We start from the raw sequence: 15,330 nt of genomic DNA, 5'->3' as shown, positions 1-15,330 counted from the left end.
TGCCAGTTTATACACTTTCCGACCTTTCAGGAGGTTAGGGTCAGAGGCTTCTGCCAACCCGGGTTTTCTGTAAAGTTTGCCGACACAGGTTGCAAGCCGGATGGGCAGAGGCTGAAGCCATGGAGGTACAGTGAGCGCCAGTCAGGCAATTGTTTTTTTGATACTGGGTTTCGCCCTTGTATTGTTCGTCTGGAACCGGATCCGTTTTGATCTGGTGTCGCTGCTGGCACTTCTGGCCGTCGCTATCACCGGCATTGTGCCTGCGGATCAGTTATTCGATGGCTTTGGCCACCCGGCTGTTGTGACTGTGGCTGCGGTTCTGGTGATCAGCCAGGGTCTGGTCAACGGCGGTGTGGTTGACCGCCTGGCACGCCTGCTCGGTAAAGTGGGGCACCGACCAACGCTACAGGTGTTGATGCTGACCTCGGTGGTGGCCCTGTGCTCGGGCTTCATCAACAACGTCGGTGCGCTTGCACTTCTGATGCCGGTGGCGATCTGGATGTCCCGGGAAGCCGGGCGGTCTCCCTCCCTGCTGCTGATGCCCCTGGCGTTTGGCTCCCTGCTGGGCGGGACCATGACCCTGATCGGCACGCCTCCGAATATCATCATTGCCAGTTACCGGGAAACGGGTTCCTTTGGCATGTTTGATTTCGCGCCGGTGGGCCTGGCAATAACCGTGGCTGGCATTGTCTTTATCACACTGTTCGGGTGGCGTCTGACCCCCAGACGGGGGAAACCCGATGACGGCGGCAAGCTGTTCAGCGTGGGGGATTATGTTACCGAGCTTCGGGTTCCGGACGATTCCTCGCATATTGGCGCAACACTGCATGGCCTGCTGACACGCGCTGACGCCGAGAAGGATGTGGTGGTGCTCGCGCTGATCCGGGATGACAAGCGGTCACTGGCACCATCGACGTTTTCCGTTCTGCGCGGCGGCGATCTGCTATTGGTGGAGGCGGATACCGATGCATTGCAGGAATTTCTGGACAGCACCGGGCTTGAGTTGGCGAATGTGGAGGAGTCTTCCTCCGAAGAGCCCGACGACGATGAGGAGGTCCCGGAAAAACCGCGTGAAAAGTCATTGTCCGAGGGTGACGTCCGCTTGATGGAAGCGGTGATCACACCAGAATCCGGTTTGATCGGGAAAACCGCTAACAGGCTCAATCTTCGTGAACAGAATGGTCTCAATATTGTCGCTGTTGCCCGCCAGGGGCAACGGTTGCAGCGACGCCTGGGTGATATTCGGTTTCAGGCCGGCGACATTCTTCTTGTCCAGGGCGAGGAGGAAACCTTGCGAGTTACCCTTCAGGGGCTCGGCTGCCTGCCGCTGGCCGAGAGAGGCCTCCGGTTTGGACGGGAACGCAACGCGCTTCTGGCTGGCGGGTTGTTTGTGGCTGCCATCGCCGTAATCGTCGTTGGCTGGTTATCGCCACCGATCGCGTTGGTTGCCTGCGCCGTTGCCATGGTTCTCAGTGGTGTACTCAGCAACCAGGAAGCTTACCGGGCGATCGACTGGCCCGTTATCGTTCTGTTGGCGGCAATGATTCCGGTGGGCAAGGCACTCGAAACCACCGGTGGGGCGGAGCTGATAGCGTCCTGGATGCTGATGCTTGGCTCCGGGGGCGATGCCTGGATGATCGTTACGATTGTCCTGGTGGGTACCATGTTGCTCTCGAACGTTGTGAACAACGCGGCGGCTGCCATCCTGGTTGCCCCTATTGCCTTGAGTCTTTCGGGCCAGTTGGGCATTGCCGCAGATGCCATGTTGATGGCGGTAGCGATTGGCGCCTCCTGTGCCTTTCTTACCCCGGTGGGCCATCAATCCAACGCGCTGGTAATGGAGCCCGGTGGCTACCGGTTTGGCGATTACTGGCGCCTGGGGCTGCCGCTGTCTTTACTGGTGACCCTGGTGGCGGTCCCTGTCATTCTGGCTGTCTGGGGGTGAGGCCGTTTAACCCGGCTTTGAACTCTCTGGTATGCTGAGTTAACTGTATTTTTTACGAGTGGCTGGCAATGACAGTGATTGAGCAAATCGATCAGGCAAAGGCGGAATTGCTGGATCAGCTTGAATGGACAAGGAAGCGCGCCGAGACCCTGGTGTGTTCGCTGCCGGAGGTCGCGCTGGACGTTCCCTACCATCCGGGCGTCAATCCGCCGTTGTGGGAAATGGGCCACGCTGCTTTCTTCTACGAGGTGTTCGTATTCAACCTGCTGGATGGCACGCCAAGCAACGACCCATCCATGGACGATCTCTGGGATTCGTTCCATATCGAGCATCGGGATCGCTGGAATCGGGAGTTGTTTCCCGGGCGACAGAAAACCCTCGAGTATTTCAATCTAATCTATGATCGCGTGGCCGAGCGGATCGAAAAAGAGCCGTTAACCGACCAGGCCCTTTATCTATACCGATACGCGATCTACCACCAGAACATGCACATCGAGTCGATGATCTGGTGCCGTCAGACTGTTGGCTACCCGGCACCTCCCGGCACCGATCTGTTTCGTCCGGCACCTGGCGCGCCGCATCACGGCGACGCGGTGATTCCGGCAGGGGAGTGGCTCATCGGCATGCCGGGTGACTCGGAGCGGTATGCCAGTGAAGACTTTGCCTTTGATAATGAAAAGCCACGGTTTACCGTGAAGCTCGAGTCGTTCGCCATTTCAAAATGCCTGGTCAGTAATCGCCAGTTCCTGGAGTTCGTGGAAGACGGTGGCTATCGGCGACCCGCTCTCTGGTCTTTCGGGGGGCAGAAATGGCTTCAGACTGAATCCGATGTGGCCCTTGTTCATGGCAGTCGAGAACCGCTGTTTCGGGCCCCCCGTCACCCGCTTTATTGGCGCTGGCATGATGAGCAGTGGCAGGAGCGGGTGTTCGATCGGTGGCAGCCCCTGAATCCGGAGTCACCGGTCACCCACGTGACGTTCTGGGAGGCGGAGGCGTATTGTCGATGGGCAGGGCGTCGCCTGCCGACGGAGTATGAATGGGAAGTGGCGGCCCTGGGGAATCGCCCGGGCGAGCCCTTCCGGCGTTTCCCCTGGGGCAACTCGACGCCAACCGAGCAACTGGCGGATCTGAACGGGCGCGCCATGGCCCAGAACCCGGTGTTTGATTTTCCCGATGGTGACAGTCCCTTTGGCTGTCGGCAGATGACCGGTACGGTCTGGGAATGGACCAGCGACCAGTTCCTGCCTTACGACGGCTTCAAGGTGGATATGTACCCTTTCATGTCCACCCTGCAGTTCGGCGATCACAAAGTCACCAAAGGTGGCGGCTGCGCAACATCATCCTGTCTGATAAGGGGCACCTACCGGCAGGCTTACCTGCCCCTGCGTAATGATGTCTATACCGGGTTCCGGACCTGCGCGCTTGAACAGGAGTAACCGACGGGCTGTTCTGGCCGCTCCGATTACTCGGGTTTGCCCATTGCCCGGATGGTTTCGCGGGTGTCTTGTCTATCAGGTGGCTGGCCAGGGCAACGCCGGTCTCGCTCATGGTCAGATAGGCTTCGTCGGCGCCGGCTTCCCGGATCTGTTTTGCTTCATCCTCGTACATGGTATGGGCCACGATAAAGCCCTTGAAGCCCAGCTTCCGGAGCATTCGTGCGGCGATCAATTTGCCCTCGATATCACCCATTGCAAGGATTACAGATTGCACCGCAGGCATGTGCAGGCCGTTCCAGAAAGAAGCATCTTCGGCGTCAGCAAAGACCACGTTGCGGCCTTCTTTCTGGTGTTGAAGGGCCTTCGCAGGGTCGGAATCCAGCCCCATCAGTTTCGGCTGATCATCGCAGAGCCAGTCGTAGGCGGCGGTTCCTGTCCGCCCCATGCCCATGATCAGAACCCGGGTGTCGCCCAGTGACAGCGGTTGTTCATCCGGATGATGCTTGCTGCCTTCAAACCGGCTGAGCCCCTGGGCGTAACGTTCATAGAGACCGTGGGCAAATCGGTTGATGGGTGCCGAGACCAGGAACGACAGTGATACCGAAATCGCCAGAGGCACCAGCCATTCAGGTAAGGCAACACTCGCAACAATCAGGCCGAATTCGCTGTAGTTGGTGAGTGCCAGCGCACTCAGGAAGCCGCTGCGGGCCCGCAAGCGGAAGGCCAGCAGCAGGAAAAAGAACAAGATGCCTTTCAGCGGCAGGACCAGCCCGGCGATCACAGCAAAGAGGAGTGCATCCCCATCGGGCAGACCGCCAATTCCAATTTGCAGGAAGAAACCCACCAGGAACACTTCCTTGACGCTCCAAAGCGATTTGGAAAGCTCCTGGGAGCGAGGATGATTTGCCAGCATGGCGCCGAAAACCAGCGCGCCAAGCTCGGAGCTCAGACCGACCGCCTCAAAGCCAAGTCCGCCTACAACAAGCGCAAGCAGCAGTCCCAGGAGCACCAGCAGTTCGTCGTGACCACTGGCATCCAGCAGCCTGAACAGGAGAGGTCGAAGCAACGGCAGCCCGAACACAATCAGCGCCCATTCGGAGGGTGTTTTCCCGGCCGCAAGGCTCATAACGACGAGGGCAATCAGGTCCTGCATGATCAGGATGCCGATGGCGACCCGGCCGTGGAACGCCCGCAGTTCCCGTTTGGATTCAAGCACCTTGGCGGCCAGTACCGTACTCGAGAAGGACAGGGCAATGGCCAGCATGAAGGCTGTTGACCATTCGATATCCATGAGCAGGTACAGTCCGGGTGTAAATACCGCACAGGTAATTCCGAAATGCAGCAGACTGCCGCCAATTACTTCCGGGCTGACGATGGAGCGGAGCTTAAGTTTCAGCCCCACGGTGAATAGCAACAGGAGCACCCCAAGGTGCGCGATGTGTTGGAGAACGTCGGTCTCCTCAATCACAACACCGGTTGCCTCGGCAATGCCACTGAGCACAAAGCCTGCAGCCAGGTAGCCGACAAGGGGAGGGAGACCAACAAGCTTGACCAGCAGGCCAAGGCCGAAGGCAAAGGTAATCCAGATCGCTTCAGGCATCGGGTATCAGTTCGGAGGTCAAAAGCACAATGGTTGCTAGGCTACCCTGTTTTGCCGTGCCCTTGTAGTCGCTGAAGGTGGAATGTGGATACTATTGTTTAAACGGGCATCAGTCAGCCGGCTGGCCGATAAAGGTCCGGAACAGCTTTGCTGATTCGGCCGGGGCCTCCACCATCGGTGCGTGGCCGATACCGTCCATCAGCTCCAGCCTGGCATTCGGGATTGCTGCCGCGAACACCTCGCCGTTTCGGTAGTTAATGACCCGGTCTTCCTTGCCCCAGATGATCAGGACCGGGGCCTGAATCCGGGTAATGGCATTGCGGAAGTCTGACTCGAACCCGGCATCACGAATGGCCGCAAAAATGACCTCGTTGACTTCCCGATTGGCAATGGCCCGCTCTTCCATAACGCCCATGATAGGCCAGGGCACAAAGGGTTCTTTCTCAAGTGCAAACTCCATGAGCCGCTCGAAGTCACCGGGCTTTTTGGGAATCAGCGGGTTGTCCCCCTCCATCACCAGATCCACCAGTTCGCTTTCGTACTCCAGAATGCCGGCAGGATCGAACAGCACGGCTGATTTCACTTTCCCGGGATGGTTGGCAGCATAGAGTGCAGTAATCGCACCTCCCATGGAATTGCCCATAATATGGGCATCATCGACGGAAAGTGCCTCCAGAATCTGCGCGACGTACCCTGCCTGATCTTCCAGGCGATAGCCGATATCCAGGGGTTTGCTGCTGTCACCATGCCCAGGCAGGTCGATCGCGTAGACATTGAAATCGTCGGTCAGGTGACCGGCCAGACGGGTCCAGTTGTCTTTGTTGGCCCCGAAGCCATGGATCATCACAATGGTGTCGCCATTAACCGCTTGGTGATTTCTCAGGTAGGCGATCTCCAGGTTATCGACAGCCACGGTGTCCGCTTCCAGGCCTGCGGAGGACCGCTCAAGCCCGATGGCCGTCTCGTAAATGCCCTGGCGTGAGCAGGCGCTCAGAAGGAGTGAGATAGTCAGAACGAAAACAAGGTTCAGTGATAGGGGGCGTTGCATCTGGGGCTCCTTTCGGGCGGCTCATCGGCATCCGTTGCGAGGCGTTTACATTACCCCATAAAAAAGCCCGGTCAATGACCGGGCTGCGTTTTCGCGGACTGGTTTTGGCCAGACGTCAGGATTGCTCGCGGGCAATGGCCCGGAAAGCGATGTCCTTGCGGTAGAACGCGCCATCCCACTGGATCCGCGAGGCCAGTTCGTAGGCCCGTTTTTGGGCCTCGGTGACGGTGTTGCCAAGCGCAGTGGCGCATAGCACTCGGCCGCCATTGGTGACCACCTGGTCGCCATTAAGACGAGTGCCGGCGTGAAACACTTTCTCGCCCTCGGTCTCGGTCTCCGGCAGACCGGAAATGGCGTCGCCCTTGTTGTAGCTGCCGGGGTAACCACCGGCTGCCAACACGATGCCCACGGAAGCGCGGTCATCCCACTCGGAGGGGCACTGGTCCAGCTTGCCGTCGATGGCCGCATCACACAGTTCCACCAGATCGGACTTCATTCGCAGCATGATCGGCTGGGTTTCCGGATCTCCGAAGCGGCAGTTGAATTCGATCACCTTTGGGGCACCGCTGTTGTCAATCATCAGACCCGCGTAGAGGAAACCCTTGTAGGGGTGGCCCTCGGCCGCCATGCCGCGCACGGTGGGGTAAATCACCTCGTCCATGATGCGCTGATGCACGTCGGCAGTGACCACCGGAGCCGGCGAGTAGGCGCCCATGCCGCCGGTGTTGGGACCGGTATCGCCATCACCAACCCGTTTGTGATCCTGGGACGTGGCCATGGCCAGCACATGCTCGCCATCCACCATCACAATGAAGCTGGCTTCCTCGCCTTCAAGGAATTCTTCAATGACCACGCGGCTGCCGGCATCACCGAACGCGTTACCAGCCAGCATGTCGCGGATAGTGTCTTCGGCTTCTTCCAGGGTCATGGCAACGATCACGCCTTTGCCGGCGGCCAGGCCATCGGCCTTGACCACGATCGGGGCGCCCTGCTGGCGAACGTAAGCCAGGGCCTCGTCCACGTCGGTGAAATTGCCGTAGCCGGCTGTCGGGATCTTCTGACGGGCCAGAAAATCCTTGGTGAAGGCCTTGGAGCCCTCCAGTTGGGCAGCGCCAGCGCTCGGGCCGAAGACCCTTAGGCCACGCTGCTCGAATTTATCCACGATGCCTGCCACCAGCGGCGCCTCTGGGCCGACGATGGTAAGCCCGACATTGTTGGTGGCGGCGAAGTTGGCCAGGCCGTCCAGATCCATTACATCGATATCGACATTTTCCAGGCCTGTTTCCCGTGCCGTGCCGGCGTTGCCGGGGGCCACAAATACACGGTCTGCCCTGGGGGATTGTGCGGCTTTCCAGGCCAGGGCATGTTCACGGCCGCCGGAGCCAATAACGAGAATATTCATGAGCGTATTCCTGTTTTGTCGGATTACGCCGTTGGCTAATCCGACCTACTGTATTCGAGCTTCAGTTCGTAGGTCGGATTAGCCAACGGCGTAATCCGACACTCCCAAACCTTCCCTTAATGCCGGAAATGACGCATGCCGGTGAAGACCATGGCGATGCCGTGTTCGTTGGCCGCATCAATTACTTCCTGATCGCGCATGGAGCCACCAGGCTGGATGACAGCGGTAATGCCTGCTGCTGCGGCTGCGTCAATGCCGTCCCGGAACGGGAAGAAAGCATCGGAAGCCATCACCGAGCCTTTCACTTCCAGGCCTTCATCGGCGGCCTTGATGCCCGCAATCTTGGCGCTGTAGACCCGGCTCATCTGGCCTGCGCCCACACCGATGGTGCGACCGGCCTTGGCGTAGACAATGGCATTGGATTTGACGTACTTGGCCACTTCCCAGGCAAACAGCAGGTCATTGAGTTCCTGCTCGGAAGGCTGGCGATCTGTGACCACCTTAACGTCTTCCATGGCCACCATGCCCAGGTCACGGTCCTGTACCAGTAGGCCACCCGTTACTCGCTTGTAGTCCATGGAGCGTGCACGATCACCGTCAAACTCACCGCAGGCCAGCAGACGAACGTTTTTCTTGGCGGATACCAGTTCAACGGCTTCCGGAGCAACGGTGGGTGCGATGATCACTTCCACAAACTGGCGGTCGATGATGGCTTTGGCGGTTTCCGCATCCAGCTCACGGTTGAAGGCGATGATGCCGCCAAAGGCCGAGGTGGGGTCGGTGGCGAAGGCCAGGTCGTAGGCCTGACGGATATCGGCGCCGATCGCCACACCACAGGGGTTGGCATGCTTGACGATCACGCAGGCCGGATCCGCGAAGGGCTTCACGCATTCCAGGGCAGCATCGGTGTCGGCTACGTTGTTGTAGCTCAGCTCTTTGCCCTGAAGCTGTTTGGCCGTGGCCACGCAGGCTTCCTTCGGGTTGCGCTCGGCATAGAACGCGGCGCGCTGATGCGGGTTTTCGCCATAACGCATGTCCTGGACCTTCACGTACTGGGCGTTGAAGGTGCGGGGGAAATCAGCGTTGTCGTTGTCCGGCGTGCGACCGCCCAGGTAGTTGGCGATGGCGCCATCGTAGCCAGCAGTGTGCTCAAACGCCTTGACCGCGAGATCGAAGCGGGTGCTGTAGGTCAATTGGCCATCGTTGGCATCCAGCTCTTTCAGAACCCGGCTGTAATCGGAGGCCTTCACCACGATCGCGACGTCGTTGTGGTTCTTGGCGGCGGCGCGAACCATGGTCGGTCCGCCGATATCAATGTTTTCAATGGCGGTCGGCAGATCGCAGTCCGGCTTCGCCACGGTCTCCTCGAAGGGGTAGAGATTGACCACGACCATATCGATGGGGCTGATGCCATGCTCGGACATTACCGCGTCGTCGGTACCGCGGCGACCAAGAATCCCGCCATGGATCTTCGGGTGCAGGGTTTTTACCCGGCCATCCATCATTTCGGGAAAACCGGTGTAGTCAGAGACTTCCGTTACTGGGATGCTGTTTTCTTTCAGGAGCCGGTAGGTGCCACCGGTGGAGAGCAGCTCAACGCCGCGTTCGGTCAGGGCACGGCCGAATGCGACGATGCCGGTTTTATCACTCACGCTGATCAGGGCGCGACGGACGGAGGTGTTAGCCTGGTTTGCCATGGGTCACTTTCTTCGCTGGAGATGAACGAATAAGGGCCTCGCGAATGGTGTCCGGGAGGCCCTCTTCAAATCAGGGTGTCTGGATTATAGCAGACCGTACTGCTTCAGCTTCTTGCGCAGGGTCCCGCGGTTCAGGCCCAGCATGGTGGAGGCCTTGGTCTGGTTGTTGCGGGTGTATTTCATCACCTGCTCCAGCAGTGGCGCTTCCACCTCGGACAGGACCAGCTGGTAGACCTCGGTCACTGGAGCGCCGTCCAGCTGGGCGAAGTAGTTTTTCAGGGCAACCTCAACGCTGTCGCGCAGGGTGACGGTGTTGCCGCTGCTGTTCACCGTCTGCAACTGATGGATATCATCGTTGGCCGGGGTGCTCAGGTTGTCGTTTGCCAAAGTCTCAGCGCTCATGCTGCGAATACCTCTCCATTTCGTAAGCCTGCAAAATACCGTTGAATCGTGTCTCTCTGCTCCAGCGCATCGTCGATGGCGTTGAAGCGTTTGCGGAACTGTTTACCCGGATCGTGGGACTGCAAGTACCAGCCCACATGTTTTCTGGCAATACGCACACCCATGGTCTCGCCATAGAAGGCGTGCAGTGCCTGGAGATGCTCGGTCAGAATATCCTCGACCTCATCCAGCTCCGGTGCGGCCATGTGGCTGCCGGTTTCCAGGAAATGCCGGATTTCCCGAAAAATCCAGGGGCTGCCCTGGGCGGCACGGCCAATCAGCAACCCATCGGCACCGGTATGGTGAAGCACGTCCCGGGCTTTCTCCGGCGATGTAATATCCCCGTTGGCAAACACCGGAATGCTGATGCGGGATTTCACATCGGCGATGGTGTCGTACTCGGCGTTGCCCTCGTACTTATCCGCACGGGTCCGGCCATGAATGGCAACAGCCTGAATGCCGGCGTCCTCCGCCATCCGGGCAATGACCAGCGCATTGCGGTTGTCCCGGTCCCATCCGGTACGCATCTTGAGGGTGACGGGAACATCAACCGCCTGAACCACCGCCTCAAGAATGTCGCGAACCAGGGTTTCATCTTTCATCAGGGCGGAGCCGGCAGCCTTGTTACAGACTTTCTTGGCCGGGCAGCCCATATTGATGTCGATGATCTGGGCACCAAACTCCGCATTTTGACGCGCGGCGTCGGCCAGCATTTGCGGATCACCGCCGGCAATCTGCACCGAGCGGGGTTCCGGCTCACCTTGATGGTTAAGGCGTGTCCGGGATTTGCGCGTATGCCAGAGTTTGCTGTCCGCTATGACCATCTCCGACACCGCCAGGCCAGCGCCCAACCTCCGGCATAAAAGACGGAAAGGGCGGTCTGTTACGCCAGCCATGGGCGCAACAATCAAAGGGTTGGGCAAGGTGTACGGCCCGATTTTTGCCGTTGGCAGCATGATCTGAGTCCGTGTCACAGCGGGTTAAGCAAAGGTCGGGCTGAGCGGTTGTTCAATAAGTAACCGATCCAGCATCCGAAGGGCGGTAATGATACCGCCGGGTGGACCATGATTGAAGGGGCAGGGCGGTGAAAAAATTGATTATTTTTCGCCCTTTCTGGTTGACTTTTGTTCTGTGCGATGGCCGTCGGTAATGGCTGTCGAGTAAATACTTCCTTACTGCATCAGGGTGCGTGGGGGCGGAAGAGGATGTTGTAATTCACTGCGTCACGACCGGGATCCCGGATGTTGATGGCAATGCGCACGGGCGTATCCGTGGGCATGGCGTCCAGCTCCCTGCCTTCGCCGGCCAGGTATTCTTGGGGCGTGAACAGGCTTTGGGCAACCACATCGCCATTCAGGTTGGAAAAGGTCAGGGCAATGGCAGGGAACGGTTGTTCGAAGTCGGCCCGGTTGATGATCACAGCATCGACTACCAGTTGCGAGCGGTTATCCGGGTCGGTCCGAACCACCAGTTTCCGGCTCTGTATCGCCTCAACATTGATCAGCGGTTTGAGCTCGCAGCCGGCCAGTTCACACCCTTTTTCATAGAATGGCCGCAACTCGGGAATGGCGGACAGGCGGTCGAACTGGAACCAGGTTACCTGGGCAATCAGAACGCCGATCAGGCCCAGCACAATTACGCTCCACACTATGGTCCGGATGCCGCTTCCGCCCGAATCGACGGCAACGGGGTCGCGACGCAGGTCCCGGAAGGGCGGGTCGGCATGGAAGGCGTCGGCCGGTCGATCCGGTTCATCGAAATCGAAACCGGATTCGTCCACAAAGTCATCGAACGGATCAGACTCCTTGGTCGGCCGGGTGCCAGCGGAAGAGGGTGTTGCTGCCTGCTCGAACACTGGTTCTTCTTCAAGACTCAGTTCTGGGCCGGGTTCCGGTCTGGTTTCCGGCTCGGGCGCTGGTTCTTCCGGTTCGGGCTCGGGGGCCGGTTCCGGGGGCTTCGCAGCAGACGGTTTCCTTGATGCTGGCTCGTCATCCTGCAGAATGGCTTCGGCCCAGCTTTCATCGACCTCCTCGTCGGAACTGTCAGTGTCAGCGTCCTTGTAGTCCGCTTCGTCGCGCTCGTCGAAGCTGCGGAAGCTGTCGCTGAGCTCGTCATCGGAAAAGGTCAGCTTGGTGCCGGCGTAACGGCCTTCCGCCGCATCCTCTTCCGGGTTGTCAGCAAAGACAAAATCTTCCTCACTTACGCCAGGGTCGGCCGAAGATGGGGTGTCCGCCGGTTTCTCAGGGGCGGGTGAGGTTCGTGTTTTTTCGCCCCCGCCGGGGATAACCTGGTGTTCGATGGCGTTGAACACTTTCATGCAGTTCCCGCAGCGTACCTTGCCCTTGGCAATGCCAAGCTGTTCTTCGGTTACCCGGAATCGGGTCTGGCAATTCGGGCACTGTGTCTGCAGGCTGCTCTGGGTCATGCTTCTTCCTGAAAGCGACTGGGCTACGAGTGTCGGAGTTTAGTCGTTAAGACCGGTTTCGTCATCTGTCGTTGCGCCGTCCTGTGAGGCGTATCCACTCTTCCCGCTGTTCGGGCTCGTCCATCACGAACCAGGGCTCGTAAGCGGCCATCACTTCCCGGGCCTGGTTGGACAAAATGCCGGACAACACCAGGTTGCCGCCGGGTCTGGTCCGGGATGCAAGGTGAGGGGCAAGGCCGATCAGGGGCTGGGCCAGGATATTGGCGAGCATGATGTCGGCTTTGGTCTCGGGTTCGTCTTCGGGCAGAAACAGGTCCAGCTTGCTGTCGTCGACGCCATTGCGTCGGGCGTTCTCGCGACTGGCTTCCAGAGCCTGGGGGTCAGTATCAACGCCAATAACATGGTCTGCGCCAAGCAGCAGGGCTGCCAGGCCAAGAATGCCCGAGCCGCAGCCATAATCGATGACCTGCTTGCCGTAAGCGTCCTGACCATCGAGCCATTCCAGGCAAAGGGCTGTGGTGGGATGGGTACCGGTGCCGAAGGCCAGGCCGGGGTCCAGCATCAGGTTCGCGGCATCGGGGTCCGGGGCGTCATGCCAGCTGGGAACAATCCAGAGCCGCTCGCCGAATTTCAGGGGCTGGAAATCGTCCATCCACGCCCGTTCCCAGTCCTTGTCCTCAACCAGTGTCACTTCGATTTCGGGAAGCGCCTGCTGGGTTTGCTGGTGCCAGGCATCCCGGATATCGGCGCAAAGCTGCTCGATATCCCGGCCGGAATCAAATAATCCGGTCACGGTAGTCTGGCTCCAGAGAGGGGTGGTGCCCGGGTCGGGCTCGTACAGGGGCTGGTCGGCGGCATCCTCCATGGAGACGGCGTCAGAGCCCACCTCCATGAGCAGATCTTCCAGCTGATCCGCATTGTCCGGATCAGCCGGGATCTGGAGTTGTATCCAGGGCATGATTAATCCCGCATCAGTTTCTCAAGGTAGTGGATGGTGAAGTCTACCTGTTTAAAGCCACCATCGCGTACCAGTTTCCGATGCAGAGGCTGGTTGGTCTTGATGCCCTCGACCACCAGTTCGTCCAGCGCATTCTTCATGCGCCGTCGTGCGATCTCGCGGTCATCGCCCCAGGTGATCAGCTTGGCCACCAGCGAATCGTAGAAGGGTGGAACCGTGTAACCGCTGTAAAGGTGGGAATCGACGCGGACGCCATTGCCGCCGGGGGCGTGGTAATGGGAAACCTTGCCCGGGCTGGGAACGAAGGTTTTCGGGTCTTCCGCGTTGATCCGGCATTCCATGGCGTGGCCTGAAATGCGTATGTCATCCTGGGTGTACTGCAGTGGCAGGCCGCTGGCGATGCGCAGTTGTTCGCGGACAATATCCACGCCGGTCACCATTTCGGACACCGGATGTTCAACCTGGACCCGGGTGTTCATTTCGATGAAATAGAACTCGCCGTCCTGGTACAGGAACTCGAAGGTGCCGGCGCCCACATAACCGATTTCCTTGCAGGCATCGGTGCACGCCTTGAGTGTGCGCTCCCGGGATTCCGGGTTAATGTTCGGGGCTGGGGCCTCTTCGATGACCTTCTGGTTCCGGCGCTGCATGGAGCAGTCGCGGTCGCCCAGGTGGATGCAGTTGCCGTGCATGTCAGCAAGAACCTGGACTTCCACGTGTCGCGGGGTTTCCAGGAATTTTTCCAGGTACACGGTCGGGTCACCGAAGGCATTCTTGGCTTCACTCTGGGTGATTTGGACACCTTTCAGCAGAGCCGCCTCTGAGTGGACCACCTGCATCCCGCGACCACCACCGCCGGAAGCGGCCTTGATCATGACCGGGTAGCCGATTTCGCGGGCAATCCGCAAGGTCCGTTCTTCGTCGTCATCCAGCGGGCCATCCGATCCCGGTACGGTCGGAACGCCGGCCTTGATCATGGCATTGATGGCCGACACCTTGTTGCCCATCAGCCGGATGGTGTCGGCCTTCGGTCCGATAAACCGGAAGCCGCTTTTCTCAACCTGCTCGGCGAAATCGGCGTTTTCGGCAAGAAAGCCGTAGCCGGGATGAATACCGACGGAATCAGTGACTTCCGCAGCACTGATAATGGTCGGGATATTCAGGTAGCTGTCGGTGGCACTGTTCGGGCCAATACAGACCGACTCGTCAGCCAGGCGTACATGCATCAGATCACGGTCGACCTGGGAGTGCACTGCCACGGTCTTGATGCCCAGTTCCTTGCAGGCGCGCAGAATCCGGAGGGCAATTTCACCCCGGTTCGCGATCAGTACTTTCTCTAACATGGCCATGAGTAACTATTACCCCGTTCAGGAAATGGCGACCAGGGGCTGGTCAAACTCAACCGGCTGGCCGTTCTCCACCAGAATCTCCGTGATGGTTCCGCTTTTGTCCGCCTCGATCTGGTTCATCATCTTCATGGCTTCCACGATGCAGACTACATCACCGACATTGACGGTCTGGCCGACTTCCACGAACGCCTTGGCAGTGGGCGATGGGGAGCGATAGAACGTGCCTACCATCGGGGATTTCAGGGTATGGCCGGTCGGGGCGGCAGGTGCGGAGGATTCTTCCGCAGCCGGAGCCGGGGCGGAAGGCGCAGCGGCCTGGGGTGCCGGGGCCGGGTAATGACTCACGTACTGGGTTCCGGCGGCCGGCTCACGGCGGCGGGAGATACGCACCGAATCGTCCGCTTCGTGAATCTCCAGCTCCTCGACGTCAGATTCCTCGAGCAGCTCGATCAGTTTCTTGATTTTACGAATATCCATAGTCAGTCCAGTCCCGTTTTGTCAGGTCTATCGGTGAATGCGTTTCAGGGCCGCCTGGAGTGCGAGGTCGTACCCCTGGCTGCCCAGCCCACAGATAACGCCTTCGGCGATATCCGAGAAATAGGAGTGATGCCGGAACGGTTCCCGTGCATGCACGTTGGAAAGATGCACTTCAATAAAAGGAATTCCCGAAGCCAGCATGGCATCCCTCAGGGCAACGCTGGTGTGGGTGAAAGCGGCTGGATTGATGATGATGAAATCCACGCCTTCCGCCCGGGCCTCGTGAACCCGTTCAATCAGTTCGTATTCGGCGTTTGATTGCAGGTGGAGCAGATGGTGCCCGCGCTCTGCCGCCTGTGAACGCAGCCGGTCGTCGATATCCGCCAGAGTCTCGTAGCCATAGACCTCCGGCTCGCGGGTGCCGAGCATGTTCAGGTTGGGTCCATGGAGTACGAGAATTGTCGACATGGTGCTGTCTGCCTTGGTGTCTTTTTACAGGATCGCCGAACTTAACGGCATGTTCCCCCAATGGTGCGTGCTTGTTTTGTTCAG

Annotated in this window: 12 protein-coding genes and 1 pseudogene; 2 read left to right on the top strand and 11 right to left on the bottom strand. The window is 59.0% G+C overall.

What is annotated here, in order from left to right; translation table 11 throughout:
* Positions 1-130 precede the first annotated feature (130 nt).
* Positions 131-1,945 (top strand): SLC13 family permease, encoded by a 1,815-nt coding sequence (locus ACO06L_RS11555; RefSeq protein WP_202348153.1) that lies wholly within the window; start codon positions 131-133, stop codon positions 1,943-1,945.
* Between the two features lie 68 nt (positions 1,946-2,013).
* A pseudogene (locus ACO06L_RS11550) lies at positions 2,014-3,306 on the top strand (SUMF1/EgtB/PvdO family nonheme iron enzyme); the annotation flags it as partial.
* Here the strand turns inward: ACO06L_RS11550 and ACO06L_RS11545 are convergent.
* The 11 genes from ACO06L_RS11545 to aroQ all read right to left on the bottom strand — a co-directional run bounded on the left by ACO06L_RS11545 (position 3,257) and on the right by aroQ (position 15,246).
* Entirely contained in the window at positions 3,257-4,981 is a 1,725-nt protein-coding gene (locus tag ACO06L_RS11545; protein WP_421845711.1) for a cation:proton antiporter, read from the bottom strand. The pseudogene ACO06L_RS11550 and the gene ACO06L_RS11545 overlap by 50 nt on opposite strands.
* A 109-nt stretch (positions 4,982-5,090) precedes the next feature.
* Complete coding sequence (locus ACO06L_RS11540; RefSeq protein ID WP_202348156.1) at positions 5,091-6,029, bottom strand: alpha/beta fold hydrolase; 939 nt, start codon at positions 6,027-6,029, stop codon at positions 5,091-5,093.
* Positions 6,030-6,144: 115 nt separating this feature from the next.
* Positions 6,145-7,431, bottom strand: coding sequence for a phosphoribosylamine--glycine ligase (gene purD, locus ACO06L_RS11535; RefSeq protein WP_202348157.1), 1,287 nt, complete (start codon positions 7,429-7,431; stop codon positions 6,145-6,147).
* A 116-nt stretch (positions 7,432-7,547) separates the two neighbouring features.
* Positions 7,548-9,128 carry a bifunctional phosphoribosylaminoimidazolecarboxamide formyltransferase/IMP cyclohydrolase gene (gene purH, locus ACO06L_RS11530; protein ID WP_202348158.1) on the bottom strand — a complete coding sequence of 527 codons (1,581 nt, stop codon included), beginning with the start codon at positions 9,126-9,128 and terminating at the stop codon, positions 7,548-7,550.
* 84 nt (positions 9,129-9,212) lie between these two features.
* Entirely contained in the window at positions 9,213-9,530 is a 318-nt protein-coding gene (fis, locus tag ACO06L_RS11525; protein WP_008170934.1) for a DNA-binding transcriptional regulator Fis, read from the bottom strand.
* On the bottom strand, positions 9,527-10,525 hold the full coding sequence (gene dusB / locus ACO06L_RS11520) for a tRNA dihydrouridine synthase DusB (RefSeq protein ID WP_202348159.1): 999 nt from the start codon (positions 10,523-10,525) through the stop codon (positions 9,527-9,529). The genes fis and dusB overlap by 4 nt, the downstream gene beginning before the upstream one ends.
* Before the next feature lie 224 nt (positions 10,526-10,749).
* Positions 10,750-11,994 carry a DUF3426 domain-containing protein gene (locus tag ACO06L_RS11515; protein ID WP_202348160.1) on the bottom strand — a complete coding sequence of 415 codons (1,245 nt, stop codon included), beginning with the start codon at positions 11,992-11,994 and terminating at the stop codon, positions 10,750-10,752.
* A 61-nt stretch (positions 11,995-12,055) separates the two neighbouring features.
* A complete protein-coding gene (gene prmA / locus ACO06L_RS11510; RefSeq protein WP_202348161.1) occupies positions 12,056-12,952 on the bottom strand; it encodes a 50S ribosomal protein L11 methyltransferase in 897 nt (298 codons plus the stop codon).
* Positions 12,953-12,954: 2 nt separating this feature from the next.
* Positions 12,955-14,301 (bottom strand): acetyl-CoA carboxylase biotin carboxylase subunit, encoded by a 1,347-nt coding sequence (accC, locus tag ACO06L_RS11505; protein WP_064229886.1) that lies wholly within the window; start codon positions 14,299-14,301, stop codon positions 12,955-12,957.
* 18 nt (positions 14,302-14,319) lie between these two features.
* Positions 14,320-14,778, bottom strand: a complete 459-nt coding sequence (accB, locus tag ACO06L_RS11500) for an acetyl-CoA carboxylase biotin carboxyl carrier protein (protein ID WP_064229887.1) — start codon at positions 14,776-14,778, stop codon at positions 14,320-14,322.
* 27 nt (positions 14,779-14,805) lie between these two features.
* A complete protein-coding gene (gene aroQ / locus ACO06L_RS11495) occupies positions 14,806-15,246 on the bottom strand; it encodes a type II 3-dehydroquinate dehydratase (RefSeq protein WP_064229888.1) in 441 nt (146 codons plus the stop codon).
* Positions 15,247-15,330 lie beyond the last annotated feature (84 nt).

This window comes from Marinobacter sp. (genome assembly GCF_965229985.1).
Classification (GTDB): Bacteria; Pseudomonadota; Gammaproteobacteria; order Pseudomonadales; family Oleiphilaceae; genus Marinobacter.
Note: the sequence above shows the minus strand (reverse complement) of the source record. Positions and strands in the feature narration are given on the sequence as shown.

What these genes read in the sequence shown, in the direction of transcription:
- purH (WP_202348158.1), bottom strand. Translation starts at nt 9,128, where the DNA reads ATGGCAAACCAGGCTAACACCTCCGTCCGTCGCGCCCTGATCAGCGTG.
- ACO06L_RS11540 (WP_202348156.1), bottom strand. Translation starts at nt 6,029, where the DNA reads ATGCAACGCCCCCTATCACTGAACCTTGTTTTCGTTCTGACTATCTCA.
- dusB (WP_202348159.1), bottom strand. Translation starts at nt 10,525, where the DNA reads ATGCTGCCAACGGCAAAAATCGGGCCGTACACCTTGCCCAACCCTTTG.
- aroQ (WP_064229888.1), bottom strand. Translation starts at nt 15,246, where the DNA reads ATGTCGACAATTCTCGTACTCCATGGACCCAACCTGAACATGCTCGGC.
- fis (WP_008170934.1), bottom strand. Translation starts at nt 9,530, where the DNA reads ATGAGCGCTGAGACTTTGGCAAACGACAACCTGAGCACCCCGGCCAAC.
- purD (WP_202348157.1), bottom strand. Translation starts at nt 7,431, where the DNA reads ATGAATATTCTCGTTATTGGCTCCGGCGGCCGTGAACATGCCCTGGCC.
- ACO06L_RS11545 (WP_421845711.1), bottom strand. Translation starts at nt 4,981, where the DNA reads ATGCCTGAAGCGATCTGGATTACCTTTGCCTTCGGCCTTGGCCTGCTG.
- accC (WP_064229886.1), bottom strand. Translation starts at nt 14,301, where the DNA reads ATGGCCATGTTAGAGAAAGTACTGATCGCGAACCGGGGTGAAATTGCC.
- accB (WP_064229887.1), bottom strand. Translation starts at nt 14,778, where the DNA reads ATGGATATTCGTAAAATCAAGAAACTGATCGAGCTGCTCGAGGAATCT.
- prmA (WP_202348161.1), bottom strand. Translation starts at nt 12,952, where the DNA reads ATGCCCTGGATACAACTCCAGATCCCGGCTGATCCGGACAATGCGGAT.
- ACO06L_RS11515 (WP_202348160.1), bottom strand. Translation starts at nt 11,994, where the DNA reads ATGACCCAGAGCAGCCTGCAGACACAGTGCCCGAATTGCCAGACCCGA.